This is a genomic window from Anaerobacillus sp. 63XJN7_5_ISO-PGPR-S23-430 (assembly GCF_056173695.1).
On the sequence record NZ_CM149686.1, the window covers coordinates 3,634,274 to 3,649,967 of the forward strand.

Here is a 15,694-nt window from a genome sequence, read left to right on the forward strand (position 1 = left end):
ATCCCCCTTACGATAGAAAAAGGGAGAAGAGCAATCCCTCTCCCCCCATCCTCTTTTACTTAAGATCGCCTGAAGCATCTTCTAGCGAACTAATAAATTGATCCACATCCTGCTGTGTAACAAAGATATTAATCGCCTGGTTCACTTTTGTGACAAAGCCTTCAGGTGCAGCCGATCCGTGGGCAAGACTTGGAGCAAGACTAGCATTTTTAAAGTCTTCAATTGTTTCTTTCCCATACTCATCATAGTTCGAGAGATCGGCATCAACACGAGCTGGAATAGAGCCTTTTAATGGGTTGAACGCATCCTGTCCTTCAACAGAACCAAGAACAGATAAGAATTTCTTAACGTCTTCAGGATTTGAAACTCCCTTTGGTAGACCAAATGTATCTGTAATGACCATAAACATACCGTCTGTTCCAGGTGTTGCCACCCAACCAAAGTCTTCTTTCACCTTTAAGTTAAGGTCGTTCACAAAATAACCCTTTGCCCAGTCTCCCATAACGTTCATCGCCGCTTCTCCATCTGCAACAAGCTGGGAAGCATCCTGCCAATTTCGTGAGCTATGGTCTTCATTCACATAGCTGAGCATCTTCTTAAAGTTCTCAGCGGCTTCCTTTACTTTCGGATCACTAAACGACATTTCTCCAGTGAAAAGCTTTTTGTAATCATCTGCTCCAAGCGTTCCTAAGAGCGCAGTCTCAAACAAATGAGTTGCTGTCCAGGGCTCTTTGTCTCCAAGAGCAAGCGGCGTAACACCAGCTTCTTGTAATTGGTCAGCAGCAGCGAAGAATTCATCAAACGTCGCTGGCGGCTCGACACCGTTCTCTTCAAAAATGCTCGTGTTATACCAAAGAACATTTCCGCGATGAATATTCACAGGAACCGAATAGATATCTCCATCTTTACTAACAAGATCAATTAAATCTTCAGGAAACTTATCTCCCCAACCTTCGGATTCATACAGGTCGTTAAGCGTTTCCATTTTGTCAGCCGCAACCCATCCATCGTTCAATTCAGAACCACCATGAACCTGGAACGTTGCTGGTGGATCATCACCCTGCATGCGACTTGCAAGCACGGCTTTCGCGTTCGTTCCTGCTCCGCCCGCAACTGCTGCGTTTTCTACTTCAATATCAGGGTATTCTTCTTTAAATAAGTCAATTAGCGCATTCAATCCATCCTCTTCACCAGCACCTGTCCACCAGCTAAAAATATCAAGCGTTTCTTCTTTACTAGCACTTCCTTCACTACTGCTATTCGTTTCCCCAGAGTTTGAACAAGCAGAAAGTGGTACAAGAGCGAGGACAAGAACGAGAATCCATCCCGTAAGTTTTTTCAACGTTCCCTTCATACAATCAATCCCCCCGTTTCTTTTATTATATTTACTTTATCAAATTGAATGGCTCCCAACCCATGTAAGCGCCTTCATATTTTTGTTGTTATCTTCACTTTTTTGTGGTCTTGCTCATAAGCTAGTACAGAACTACGAAAGAAAGGATCTCTTGATTAAAAGGAGAAGAGAGTTACTAAGAAATGTCCTAACGAGGTGAAAGAGAAATGATGTTTTCTGAAGTTAATCTGGACAATCTCTCAAGGCAACAAATTACTTCTTTCATGTTCGATAGCATTGTAGATGATGGAAAAGAGGGAGAGTGCATTCTCGTTTTTGGTGCAAAAACGATCCATCGCGTTCAAAAAGCAGCCAGACTATATCATAACGAGCGCGCTCCAAAAATTTTAGTTTCCGGATCTGCAGCAAGATGGGGTAAAGAAGAAGAGTCAGAAGCCATTTGGATGAAAAACCACTTACTTAACTTTGGCGTACCCGAGGAAGATATTCTTCTCGAACTCGAAGCAGCGAATACGACAGAAAACGTCATTGCTTCACTTATGGTACTTCAACGCTCATTTGGGCTGAATCACATCAATAGACTTCTAATTGTGAGCTCCCCCTATCACATGAAAAGGTGTCACTTAACTCTCACCACCTATATGCCGGACTGGATCTCCTATACTCTCTGCCCCGATGACAGAGAATCTGGACAGGGAGACAACTGGTGGAAGAATGATAGAGAAAACGCTAGAGTCATGAAAGAACTTCACTCCATGCAGAAGTATATACAGAAAGGCATTTTGAAGGATCTACCATTCCAATAACAAAAAACCGCTAGTCGGTTTCTTTTTTTGTCATACGTGCAATTGTTCACGGTACTGAGATGGTGAAAAACCTGCTTTTCGTTTAAACACTCGACTAAAATAATTTGGGTCCTTATAACCAACATTGAAACAAATTTCTTTCAAGCTCTTTGAAGGATCAAGCATTTCTCGTTTCGCTGCTGTAATTCTAACTTCTGTAACATAATCTATAAACGTCATACCACTTTTGTCTTTAAATAATTTACTTACATAATAAGGACTAAGATCAACATGCTCAGCTGCTTCTTCGAGTGTTAGCTGCTCATGATAATGTGTGTGAATGTATTGCTTCACCTGTTCAAGACGATCTCCTCCATGAAGCGAACGCCATGTTTGCACACTCTCATTCAATTTCCGAAGCTTTGCTCTGGCTAGATTTCTTGCCTCATTTTCGCTTTCCGCTTGAATGTACTTGTAGGAAGTTAAGAAAATTCCGTTATTTTGTAAAATTCGTTCTGCAACAAGAAAGAGCTCGTTCACCTTTTGAACAAATATAGCAGGCTGTTCACCTGAGATCATACCAAGATACACTTCAAGTTCTTGCATCGCTTTGGTGAAATCACCATTATTAATGGCGTTGATCACGATAGACTCCTGCTCCTGAGTTCCGCTCTGGCGCGGTACGTTAGGAATCTTGCTTTCTTGATAAAAGGCATATGTGACCTCTCGTTGAAAGTCTAGTGTGTTTACAGCATGAAGCGCTTCGCGATAAGATTCAACAAATTGATCAGCTTTCTGATAAGGTCTGCCAACGCCGATACATACGACCTCTCGGAAATCCTGATAAAATTCATGAAGAAGTTGTCTTAACGTAGGCTGTAACTTCGCTTTTAATCGTTTATCCTTCTCCAGAAGATCTTCACTAAAAAGAAAGCAGGGTAAATACGTATCATCCCTCACTCCAATCATCGCCTCACCAGGCACGTTGGATTTCATTTTTTCTTTTACCCACTGAACCATTTCATTGACGATCGCTTTTCTTTCCTCAGGAAATTTAAAGATAACCGCATACCCAACTGTCGTCTGAAAGCCTAACAGCTCACTCCACTCTGAAGGACTAAACTCTGTGACGTGATCCATTAGGATCGCGTTCATCCACTCTCCTTCTAGAAGATGAACAGCTTTTGTCAGCTGTGCTTGTACATGATCTTGCTTCTCAGCTTCTACTCGTTCATTTTCAATTTCGGCTGAGAGACGGGTAATGGCGGAAAAGATCTCTTGCTTTCCCCCTGGCTTTAGTAAATACTCTTTCACTCCCTGCTTCATCACTTCGCGGGCATAGTCAAACGTATCGAACGCGGATAGCATGATAAATTTTATTTCGGGTTGATTTCTCTTTATCGTTTTCACTGCTTCTACCCCATCGATACCTGGCATTTTAATATCCATAAAGACAATCTCGGGCTGAAACTTTTCGGCAAATTCAATGGCTTCTCGTCCATTTTTCGCTTTCTGAATGGTGACTTGATCTCCATATTCTCTTTTAATCATCAATTCGACCGCTTCACGCTCTAACTGCTCGTCATCTACAACCATAATCCTAAGCAAGCTGTTCATCTCCTCTCATCTTCGTATAAGGTAAATTCAGACGAACGGTCGTACCTGAACCTTTTGTGGATTCCACCGTCATCGTGCCTGTTTCCTGATAGTATAATTCAATTCTTTTTTTTACATTTTGCATGCCAAGCCCCGTCGAATGTCCTTGTCTCTTCTCAGAAACCGATCGGCCGTCATTGAAGAGAAGCTGTGTTAGTCTTGCTTTATCAATTCCAACACCATTGTCTGCCACCTCCACAACAACATCATTTTGATCAGAATAGACCCGAATGACGATTTCTCCCCCTTCTTCATACGACTCCACTCCATGTATAAACGCATTTTCCACGATCGGCTGAAGCGTTAAGACAGGGATCATGCAATCAAGAACCTCTTCATCTGCCACTACGTTAAACGTAACCCTTTCACCAAATCGTGACTGCTGGATAAAGAAATATTCTCGAACAATATTCAGTTCTTCTTTTAATGTGACATCCTTCGCTAAATTTCCTAGATTGTAACGAAGAAGTGCGGCAACAGATTCAATGAGCTCACTCGTTTGATCCGCGCCTTCGATATAGGCACGTCTCGAAATCGTATTTAGCGTATTAAAAAGAAAATGTGGGTTGATCTGACTTTGAAGACTTTTGAGCTCCATTTCTTTCAACAGCTGATCTAACTCTGATTTCTGTTTTATCTCTTTAATTAATCCTCGGATGTTCTCTTGCATGCGATAAAAAGTATCCGCTAGTAGCTGTAGCTCATTTCTAGATCTCACAACTACTCTATTCGCCGTAAAGTCCCCTTTCGATAGCTTCTTAGCTGCTGCTGCAAGCTCGTGTATGGGCCTTGTGATACCTCTTGAGAACCAAAATGCCATCAACAAACTAAATAAAATCATCGAAACGAATAATGATATGCCCATCCACTGCAAATACGTACTCTTTTCCTCCATCTGGTTGTAAAACATGCGATAATCCGTTAGCTCAGAATTAATTAATGTTAGCGTCGTTTCTTGGATAAATGCTGAGATTTGGGCTGCTTCATTTAAATGACCTGAATATTGATTAATATCCTGTCGTTGAAAAGCTTGCACTGTAATATCACATTCAAGCAGGAAGCTTTCGATCATCTTTTCATAATTCGTGACGGTTTGATCGTTCGCTTCATTTTTTACCGAGCTAAGAAGCTCGTCTTTTTCTTCAGAGAGAATCTTTCTCTCCATGGCGTATGCTTCTAATTCTTTCTGTGTCCGTTCTGTTAGAAAGGTATTCATCGCCTCATACACTTTATTTGTTTGCTGTGATATTTCGTTCAGCACGATAAAGCGTTCAAAGCTCGTATGGTAATCATCAATAGTTCGTTGACTGCTATGAAACAAATAGAAAGCGACACCATTCATTAAAATGACGAGCATGGTAAAAAAGAGAATAAATTTGCCCTGGATTTTCATGGTAGTTTAATCCCTCCCGGCGTCGTTCTTTCTAGTTGCTTTAAGTCTTTTTTTCTCAATACTTCTGTCATCGTATGATGATACGTTGAAACATCCTTTCCTTCGATAATTTGTATCATTAATTCCACCGCGTTATATCCCATCTCATATGGCTTTTGTTCAACTGTTGCTTCTAACTTTCCATCTTTAAGTAGTTGCATCGTCTCAGGAAGTACATCAAAACCAATAACATAAACCTGGTCGGTCATCCCGATGCTTTCAAGAACCTGCACGATACCGATCGCATCAAGAGCGCTCGTCCCATAAAAAGCATTGATTTCAGGATGTGCTTTTATCATTTCGTACGTTTTCTCCGCTGCTTGTATTCGCGTAATTTGTGAGGCATCGATGGCAACAACATCGACGCGATCGCTATTTTTAATAGCATCTTTAAACCCTTCTACACGAAGCTTTTGATTCGCTGAATCAAACCTTCCCGTAATAATCCCAACCTTTACTTCGTCATTTGTATCTTTAAGAAGCGCCTGACCTGCGAGAAATCCAGCGTAATAATTATCTGTGCCTACATATGCCACACGCTTACTATCAGGAGCATCTGTGTCCACTGTGAGAAAAGGAATTCCTTTCTCTGTGACACTATTGATAATTGTCGCGGATACGTCTTGATTTAATCCCTGTGCCATAATGCCATCAGGTTTAGATGCCGCTGCCATCTCAATCGTTTTGATATGTTCTTCAAGGTTCGCTTGTTTTGGCCCTGTGTATTCAAGTGAAACATTGTAGTTTGTAGCCGCTTCCCGCGCTCCTTCCTCCACAAGTCGCCAGTAATCGTTATCGATCTCCTCCGTTACAAGAACGAAACGATAATCCGGTGCTTTATAGGAGGCAGAAGGGCGATCAGGCGTAATATTGAAAGCCCTTACAGAATAGAAGATAAAAAAAGAAAATGACAAAATCACTAAAAAACCCCCAACAACGTAAATCCAGCGTGCCATCGCTCAACCTCCTTTTTTTGATGGGGGTCAGGTACGTACCTGACCCCCTCAAAAGACACCTGTCCTCGCTCACGAGACTCTCTTACCTTTACGTCATTATATATCGTAGTAGCTTCATAGAATCAACTTGTTTTTCATATAAGATTAGCAGCAAAACAAAAAACTGCCTCTATAAACGGTTCTAAAACACGTTGATAGAAACAGCTTTTGTTCTTTAACGCCATTGCTTCCACTTTTCCATAAACTGTTGTTTTTTTAACTGAAGTAGTGTATTTCCTTCTTTATCTTTATTTTGCTTCTGCCATTCGTAGAAACTTGCAACAGTAATGAGTGTAGCTCCTGCGATTAATAGGTAGGCCCACCATGGCATATTCCCCCAATAAGGTCGCGTTTGCAGAAGAAGGTTCAAAAGAAGAACGCTACATCCGATGACAAAGTATGATTTAATGCGATAGTAAAAACCTGCAAGCACGGAACCAAGGGATAGCCCACCAGCTATGATCGCATCATATATTGTATTACTCATCAAAGCATCACCTACAAGAACTGCTGCTACGATTGAAAGAATGCTCCATTCTATGAAACTCATGATTTGCTTGCTTTGATTCCACGTACGCTTTGATAAATAAATCGTTAACGCAATCCATGGCAATACATAAACTTCTGTCACAATATACTTATTGATTTCAATGTGATGAAGGAGCGTGTAATAAGGGACTAATAATGACAGGGCAGCAATGCTTTTCATTACTTTTGCAGCCAAACCAGTCGGCACTCTCCTTACTTGAAGTGCGAAAAAAACAAAGATAAACAGTGCTCGTAACTCATCAGCCCAGAAAGAGTCGAATGTAAGCTCTTGATAAAGATTAAGTACGGTTAAAAGAGCTGTTACGGAGTACCAATCAATATGCTTTTCCTTCAGTTGCTTTACTCTAAAGGAATAGAGCCTTTTATGAATAAGGAAGCCCGCAGTTAACATCCCTACTGCCACTCCTACAAAAAGAAGCGTTCGCATCTCCATTGTCTCAACGGGGAGAAGAAATACCAGCGTTTGAACGAATAGGAGAGGGATAATCGTGATGATCTGCCAATCAGATTGGTGAATCAAGTAAAGCAGCAGAATCGCATAGAGTAGACCAACACTAAAAGGCACAGAACTGATTTCACTGTATTCGGTTATAAAAGGAAGAAATCCTAAGATAGCAAATGGAACCGCATACCACTTAATCCTCTCTTTCCACCTTCCACCAAGGAAAAACCAAAGCGCAAACATAATGATACTTGATGCAAATCCTGTATACGTGTATGCCTCACCGTCTAAATCAAAAGTATCAACTAACGCCATGTAGAGAAAAGGAAGAACGGTAAAACCTGCATAAAGAAACGTTCGAACCTCCCATTCGATTTTCCTTGTTAGAACGGAATAAGCATAAACGAAAAGGCCAACGATATATAAGACTGGCTCATTCCCCTGCTCTAAAATGGTATAAATGAGAGCGATCGGCAAATAGACATGTCCTAAATAAAAATAACTACGCTGTATAACAACGTCTTTTTTTCCAAGCGTGTCAGCAATCAGGATCAGCAGAACCGCCCCGATAATCCACTGAAACATTCCTTGAATAGGAAATGCTTCCGCAACAGAAAGATAAGCACCCAAAGTAAATACACTGATCACTGGCCATAACGTCTCTTCCTCTGTGCGCTTAAAGATCAGATAGAGTACGCCAATAGCTCCTACCAACAGTCCCGAGCGAACAAATAATTCCTCTACCGTCGCGCCGAACAAGAGAAGCAATGCCAATCCATAGAAGCTGACACCGGTCCAAAAAGCCATTTCCTCCAGGTCTTTTACATTCCTTTTTTGCCAAATAAAATGAGTACCGATAATGAGTAGCGCTGCAATCGCCGTATGGAATGGCGCACCCAAGCTATCTTCATAGAAATCATTTTTCGCCAATAAAGGATAAAGCGCCAACAGCGCAGTTCCCCATGAAATAGAATGCAGTAACGCTCCCGTTTGACGAAGCCATTTCCACTTCCCTTTTCGATAGATCGATAGATGAACAATTCCTAACATGAATAATAGGATACTTTCTAGCCACCATAGCTCGCTAAGAAGACCAAGCAATAGGGAGAGCATCATAGGACCAAAAGAAACGAAGAGCGATCCAGTTTGAATTCTTTTTGTCACGCTCCATGTATTCAAATAATAGCCACCCACATATATCGTTACGCCAGTAAAAAACAAATGAAGCATCACTGTTTCAACCGATGGATTCGTATAAAGTAAACTTATCGCATACAGTCCTGCAGCAGCTAGAAATAGTGGAGCCAAAAAACCAAAAATTCGATAGCGTGATAGATTAGCAAGGTATATATAATTAAGACTAATGAGCAAGTAACCAATCACAAGCAACCAGGACGGATCATCAAAGTGCAAAACCAAGCCTTTGTATGTGATAAAAAAGAATGCACATAGTGATACAGCACCACTTGTCAGTTGGAATGCTTTTCTCATATATGGATTTTGAAGACGATCCACCGACTGTAAGCCAATAAAAATAAAGCCGACAAGTGCGTATAACATAACGTCCGCAGCTTCAAGGAACGAGTGCTCAATAAGCTGATAAATGCCATACACAAGTAAGAACGTAAATACAAAATGATATTCCTTTTGTTTTCCAATAAAAATCATAGAAAGATAAAGAAAAGCCGTCACGATCACATTAAAACTATAAAAAACGTCACTTTCATAAAAGAATAGTAGGAGCAGCGTTGAGAGAATAAGATTCCCCTGCGCATAGATAGGAAGTTCTTTCGTAAAAAGAGCGAAACTCTTTATATTTTTTGTTTGAGCATAGATTAGGAGCAACAGTCCATTAAAGATCACGATTCCAAGATAAAAGAGATCTACATGCGGGTTGAATACCTGGATAAAAAAGGCCGCACCGATGCTTAACGTCACAAAAGAAAACCAAACAAATAAACGTGATTGTTGCCGATTTGCTTGCAGGAAATATAGAGGCAAACAAACCAAAACACCAATAAGACCAAGCACTTCATTCCCATCGCCTCTCACAGATAACCAATCTCCAAAAAGTTGAAAATAACCTGCTGAAAATACGACGATAGGCAGAAATAGGCTTCCGAGAACTAAAAAGGAGAAGGCAGTCTTCTCAATGCGAAGCTTATGTCCACTGAGCCAGCTAATCCCAAAGAACACAGCCGCAATTCCGCCAATGAGCGCGGTCTTCATGATCGATGTCATCACATCCCACGTACTAGTGGCAAGTACCAGCGCACCAAGTAACAAGAACACCACACCAATAACCAAAATCCATGTTAAATTTCGATCTCTAAGCTCCTGTGTTGATTTCACTTTCTTTTCTTTTACAGGATTTGGCGCCTCTGACTTAGTTGGAACTATTTCTCGTGGGACAATTACTTCCTCATGCTTTTCCTCCGCTTCTATAGCCTCATCCATCATTTTTTGATACGCGTTCGAAACAGTACCGTATGTCTGCTCTGATATGTAATCTTTCACCCTGAGCTTTTGCAGCTCAGATTGAAATGCTTTTTCCCTCTCTTCCTCATTCATTTTTCACACCTCCAATGATTAACAACATTTTCCTAATTTGTTTCTTGCTCTTAGTTTACTCATACTCATTTCTTCCTTGCAATATGATTCCTTCTATTTTTCTGTTTATTCACAAAACAAAGCGATTGTCCATGTATGGTGGACAATCGCTTTGTTTTGTCTTTGAGGGGGGTCAGGTACCGACCTGACCCCACAAATAACCTTTCTGCTCTAACAATTCTTCATGTGTGCCCTTTTCAATGATTTCACCATGATCGAGGGCGATAATTTGATCTGCTCGTTGAATGGTATTTAGGCGATGCGCGATAATAAAGCTCGTTCTACCTTCCATTAACGCCCAGAGCGCTTTTTGGATTTGAATTTCAGTTCGTGTGTCAATGCTACTCGTGGCTTCATCGAGAATTAAAATCGCTGGATCGGCAAGCACCGCTCTTGCGATGGAGAGAAGCTGTCTTTGACCATGACTAATTCCCCCTCCATCTTGGTTCAATACAGTATCATATCCTTCTGATAACCTGGAAATAAACGTATGAGCATTAGCGACCTGCGCTGCTTTTTCTACTTCTTCATCGCTTGCATCCAGTCTCCCGTAGCGGATGTTTTCCCGAACCGTTCCGTTGAAAAGAAACGTGTCCTGAAGAACGAATCCCATGTTTTGTCGCAAGCTTTCTCTTGTCACTTTCGTAACATCATGATTATCCACTTCAATCGTGCCACCATTCAGTTCATAGAAGCGCATCAACAAGTTTACGATGGTAGTTTTTCCTGCACCAGTTGGCCCAATAATCGCAATCGATTCACCTGGCTTCGCATCAAAAGAAATATCCGTAAGCGTCGAATCTTCATTATCATAGCCAAATGAAACATTTCGAAACGCCACTTTTCCTTTCGCCTGCTTCAGTGCTACTGCATTTTCCTCATCCGGACGCTCTTCTTTCTCATCCAAAATAGTAAAAACACGCTCAGCACCTGCAACCGCGGATAGTATCGTATTAAACTGATTCGCAAGATCGTTTAGAGGTCTGGTGAAAAGTCGAGAGTATTGGATAAAGGCTACAATCACACCGATCGAAACCATCCCTTTAATAGACAGCCAACCGCCTGCCGCTGCTATGAGTAAAAAACTTAAGTTATTTAACACGTTCATCAATTTAGGTATAAAACCAGAATAGGTCATCGCCCAGAATCCTGAAGTACGTAGCGCTTCATTTTTTTGATCTAACTGCTTTAGCACACGCTTTTCTTGAGAAAATGATTTGATAATTTGCTGTCCAGAGAGCGTCTCTTCAATAACACTGTTCATCTCACCTAGATTACGCTGCTGTTCTTTAAAATAATGTCCTGTTCGGTTCGTGATCCACTTCATTCCGAGAAACATAAGAGGAATGATAGTGAACGTAATTAAAGTAAGCAGCGGACTTAACCACAACATCAGCCCTACCGTACCAACAAGAGTGAGCACACTTGAAAAGATCTGGATCACAGAACTATTTAACGTTCGACTCACATTTTCTATGTCATTTGTTAATCGGCTCATTAGCTCTCCGTGCGTCTTCTTATCGAAGAATGGAATCGGCAAACGATGCAGGTGATGAAATAAATCTTTCCGCATTCGATAGACCGTTTCTTGTGCAATCCCAATCATCCAGTAGTTTTGGAGAAAGGTAGCTGCTGATTGTAATACGTACACCCCGACTAATAGTCCGAGAATGAGCAGTAATCCATTTAAATCAGCTGGTACAAGATATTCATCAATTGCAATGCTCGTTAGATAAGGCCCTAGAAGACTAAATCCTGAACTAAAAAGAACCATCACAATGACGAGGAAAAGCAATCCTTTTTGCATCGATAAATAGCGCCAGATGCGCGCAACAGTTCCCTTCAAATCATCTGGTCGCTTTCTCGCTTGTTTATTAGAGGGTTTGTTGTTTGAACTCATTGGACGCCTCCTCTCCGTACTGAGACACATAAATCTCACGATAAACGTCATTGTTCCGAAGAAGTTGCTCGTGAGTCCCTTCTCCAATAATTGCGCCATCTTCAAGCAAAATAATTTTATCCGCCTCTTTAATTGAACTGATTTTCTGAGCAATTAATAAAATCATGCTTTCACGATGCCTTAACGCTTTTTGTAACTCAGCTTCTGTTTTTAGATCAAGTGCACTTGTACTGTCGTCAAGAATAAGGATTTCCGGATTACGGATAAGGGCACGCGCAATCGATAAACGCTGTTTCTGCCCTCCAGAAAGGTTAATTCCTTTTTGTCCAAGTACCGTTTCATATTGATTAGGAAGCGTCTTAATAAACGAATGGATTTGGGCTGCTTTAGCCGCTTCTTCAACCTCTTTTGCGGTAGCATCTTCCTTTCCCCAGCGAATATTCTCAGCAATGGTGCCGCTGAATAACACAACTTCTTGAGGAACCACTCCCATACGGCTCCTTAATTCATCAATACCGATATCCGTCTCATCCTGTCCGTTGAACGTAATGTGACCTTCTACAGGTTCATACAATCTTGGAATAAGCTGAACCATGGATGACTTACCTGAACCTGTCGCACCCATGACACCAATGAATTGTCCTTTCTCTGCAGTGAAATTTATATCTCGCAGCACATCGTCCTCTGAATCGGGATAACGAAAGCTCACATGGTGAAACTGAAGTTTCTCTAACGCTAATGGCTGAACACCTGATGCTTCTTTGGAAGACGTATTTGTATCCAACACTTCCTCCATCCGATAGGCAGAAGCTCTTGCTCGTGAAAGAAGCATCAAAATAAACGAAAACATGGTTAGCGCTACTGTAATCCGTGTGCCATATGTAATGATGGCTGAAATTTCACCAACCTGAGCTGTTCCACCGACCACTTTCACTCCGCCAAACCAGATTACGGCAACAATTGCCACGTTCATAAGAATCAACAGTACCGGCGTAGCAAGTTCAATCAAGCGAAGAGATGTTACCGTTTGATTCATTAAATTCTCGTTCACTTTTTTAAACCTTTGTTGCTCATGCTTACTTCGAAGGTAAGCTTTAATGAGTCTAACGCCAACTAGATTTTCTCTCATCACTCCATTAACTCGATCAAGTTTTTCCTGTACTGAGCTGAAAAGCGGAACTCCCTTTTTCATCACAAAATAAAGAAAGACAATGACTAAAGGAATCGCGGCTGTTAAAAGAAGGGCGAGCTGTACATCGACAACAAAGGCCATGATTACCCCACCAACCACAAGCAGCGGGGCTCGAACCATAATACGGAGTCCCATAAATACTACGAGCTGCACCTGATTCACATCATTCGTTAGTCTTGTTAAAAGAGATGAAGTGGGGAAACGGTTAAAGTCAGCAAAAGCGAAAGACTGTACCTTTTCAAAGAGAGCTTTTCTGAGGTCAAAGCCGAAATGTTGACTAACGTATGAAGCAAGGTAAGTATTAACGATCGAAGCAATAAATGAGACAACCGTTAAAACAAGCATCCAGATCCCCAGTTCAGTAATGACACTAAGGTTTTCCTTCGCAATACCGTTATCAATAATATCCGCCATAAATAGCGGTAGCCAAAGTTCAACGGCTAATTCAACAAGCATTAAAAGGGCCGCTACAATCGCCGCCACCTTGTATGGTTTAATAAAGGATAGTACTTTTTGCATGGCATCCTCCCTCATCCTACATCCTTTTTCTTAATTTTATATTATACAGGATATTTAGGGCCTCGAACAAAAATGAGCTTTTTCATAATCCCTACGAATATTCATCGGAAATAATAAAGGCCAGCTCACTTTCGAGCTGGCTTAGAACTATGCTTTATTACTTTTAGAAACAATCATTTCAAGATCGCCTTCTAGCTTACAATCTTTCATTGTGGCAGGGATGATTAGATGGTCTCCCTGCTTAACAGAGTGAGAGGTTTCCGAAGATATAATCATGCCTTCTCCACTCAGCACACTAACAAGTAAATAAGGATGATCTTGCGAAAGAGAATATTCTCCATCAAGTTCCCATTTATAAACCGTGAAATATTCCGATGATACAAGCTCAACCTGGTTTAATCCTTCTTCTTCCGTTACGACAGGTGAGAACGGCGGATCTTCATGCGGAATCGTGGATACATCAACCGAGCGTTCAATATGAAGCTCACGTGTGTTTCCATTTACGTCTGTACGATCATAGTCGTACACGCGATAAGTTGTGTCAGAGCTTTGCTGAGTCTCAAGAATCATCGTTCCGGCACCGATTGCGTGAATGGTTCCGCTTGGTACAAAATAAAATTCACCTGGCTCAATCGGAACACGACGTAGTAAACTTTCCCATTCACCCTTTGCAATCATTTCTTCAAAAGACTCTTTTGACTGTGCATGATGGCCAAAGATCAGTTCTGAACCTGGATCACAATCAATAATATACCAGCACTCGGTTTTCCCATAGGATTCACCTTCTACTTCTCTTGCATATGTATCACCAGGGTGAACCTGAACAGAAAGATCACGATCGGCATCCAGAATTTTAATCAAAAGTGGAAAATGCTCTCCGTCTTCATTCCCGAACAATTCACGATGACTATCCCAAACTTCATTTAACTTCTTTCCTGCAAGCGGACCATTTCTTACCTCACTTGGCCCATTCTGATGAGCTGAAATTCCCCAGCATTCTCCAGTCGTTTCTGTTGGAATCGTATAGCCGAATACATCTCTCAGTTTTGTGCCGCCCCAAAGACGATCCTTAAATTCTGGCGTTAGAAAAAGTGGTTCATGTTGGTACATACTATGTGCCCCCTAATTTTCTTTATATTTTTCATTTTCAAAATTCTGCCGGCCATGCATAGCGGCACCAATTATCCCAGCCTTATCCTGCAGATGTACTGGTTCAATCTCTATTTTCCCACGTAGTCCTTCGTATACATAAGAATCTACTTTTTCTTTAAGAAGTGGTAGAATCATATCCTTTGCCTGCATCACGCCACCGCCAAGTATAATAACAGATGGATCAATAGAATGAACGATGTTCGCAATACCTATCGCTAGTGCATCCATAGCTTCGTCAATAATAGCAACAGCTTCCTCATTTTCTTGTTCCGCAAGCTCAAAAACTTCTTCAGCACCACCCGAAATTTCAAGTCGTGCCTTACCTTCTCTTGCAATCGACGTCCCAGAAGCAAGTGCTTCAAGAGATCCTGCGTTCATGTTGGCATGCTTTTGACCTCCAGGCTTAATGATCATATTACCGACCTCAGCACTGTAGCCATGCTCGCCTTGAATAAGGCGATTATTTTGAACGTAACCCCCACCGATCCCCGTACTTACAGTTATGTAAAATGAGCTTTCGCGACCCTTTCCTCCTCCATACAATGCTTCACCAAGAGCAGCAGCGTCAGCATCATTCACAAGATACGTAGGGATACCAATCGCTTCCTCTACCATTTCTGTAATCGGAACATCTTGCCAACCTGGAAGATTAGGCGGTGATACAACAACTCCATCAAAAGGATTAAGCGGCCCGGGTGAACCAATCCCAATAGATACAGCTGAATACGCTTTTTTTACTTCTTTTATTAGTTCAACCATTCTAGTTATAATCGATTCGTAACCTAAGCTTGCCTCTGTAGGTATTTGTTTTACTTGTAGTATTCGTCCGCTCTCGTCTACGAGACCGACGCGGAGATTTGTACCGCCAAGGTCAACTCCTATATATACATTTTCCAACATCCTACCTCCCAAACTTTCTTTTCTATATATTATCACGAATTTTCACTTTATAATAAACTAAACAGCGATTACGATAGAATCTCCAATTTTAGATATGAAAGAACTAGAATGAAGACAAAGTTATAAGATGGCTATATCAATGATCCAAGCATTAAGAAATCAACAATATTAACGCACCTAGTCTAACAGATTGGAAATTAATATATTA

The 15,694-nt window shown here is 41.2% G+C and carries 10 protein-coding genes; 1 reads left to right on the forward strand and 9 read right to left on the reverse strand.

Going from position 1 to position 15,694, the window contains the following annotated elements; translation table 11 throughout:
- Positions 1 to 55 precede the first annotated feature (55 nt).
- Positions 56 to 1,354 (reverse strand): ABC transporter substrate-binding protein, encoded by a 1,299-nt coding sequence (locus AC0VYJ_RS18950; protein WP_475365889.1) that lies wholly within the window; start codon positions 1,352 to 1,354, stop codon positions 56 to 58.
- Between the two features lie 206 nt (positions 1,355 to 1,560).
- Between AC0VYJ_RS18950 and AC0VYJ_RS18955 the strand changes: the two genes are divergently transcribed.
- A complete protein-coding gene (locus AC0VYJ_RS18955) occupies positions 1,561 to 2,160 on the forward strand; it encodes a YdcF family protein (protein ID WP_475365890.1) in 600 nt (199 codons plus the stop codon).
- Between the two features lie 30 nt (positions 2,161 to 2,190).
- Here AC0VYJ_RS18955 and AC0VYJ_RS18960 read toward each other — a convergent pair whose 3' ends face one another.
- The 8 genes from AC0VYJ_RS18960 to AC0VYJ_RS18995 form a co-directional block, all read right to left on the reverse strand.
- Positions 2,191 to 3,747 carry a response regulator gene (locus AC0VYJ_RS18960; protein ID WP_475365891.1) on the reverse strand — a complete coding sequence of 519 codons (1,557 nt, stop codon included), beginning with the start codon at positions 3,745 to 3,747 and terminating at the stop codon, positions 2,191 to 2,193.
- A complete protein-coding gene (locus AC0VYJ_RS18965; RefSeq protein WP_430245774.1) occupies positions 3,740 to 5,188 on the reverse strand; it encodes a sensor histidine kinase in 1,449 nt (482 codons plus the stop codon). Before AC0VYJ_RS18965 ends, AC0VYJ_RS18960 begins: the two co-directional genes overlap by 8 nt.
- On the reverse strand, positions 5,185 to 6,183 hold the full coding sequence (locus tag AC0VYJ_RS18970) for a sugar-binding protein (RefSeq protein ID WP_475365892.1): 999 nt from the start codon (positions 6,181 to 6,183) through the stop codon (positions 5,185 to 5,187). The genes AC0VYJ_RS18965 and AC0VYJ_RS18970 overlap by 4 nt, the downstream gene beginning before the upstream one ends.
- Before the next feature lie 214 nt (positions 6,184 to 6,397).
- Entirely contained in the window at positions 6,398 to 9,784 is a 3,387-nt protein-coding gene (locus tag AC0VYJ_RS18975; protein WP_475365893.1) for a hypothetical protein, read from the reverse strand.
- A gap of 172 nt (positions 9,785 to 9,956) precedes the next feature.
- Entirely contained in the window at positions 9,957 to 11,723 is a 1,767-nt protein-coding gene (locus AC0VYJ_RS18980) for an ABC transporter ATP-binding protein (protein ID WP_475365894.1), read from the reverse strand.
- The gene (locus AC0VYJ_RS18985; protein ID WP_475365895.1) at positions 11,698 to 13,434 is read right to left on the reverse strand and encodes an ABC transporter ATP-binding protein; all 1,737 of its coding nucleotides are present in this window, start codon (positions 13,432 to 13,434) and stop codon (positions 11,698 to 11,700) included. The genes AC0VYJ_RS18980 and AC0VYJ_RS18985 overlap by 26 nt, the downstream gene beginning before the upstream one ends.
- A gap of 147 nt (positions 13,435 to 13,581) precedes the next feature.
- A complete protein-coding gene (gene manA / locus AC0VYJ_RS18990; protein WP_475365896.1) occupies positions 13,582 to 14,544 on the reverse strand; it encodes a mannose-6-phosphate isomerase, class I in 963 nt (320 codons plus the stop codon).
- A gap of 12 nt (positions 14,545 to 14,556) precedes the next feature.
- Positions 14,557 to 15,483, reverse strand: a complete 927-nt coding sequence (locus AC0VYJ_RS18995) for an ROK family protein (RefSeq protein ID WP_430243446.1) — start codon at positions 15,481 to 15,483, stop codon at positions 14,557 to 14,559.
- Positions 15,484 to 15,694: the final 211 nt, after the last annotated feature.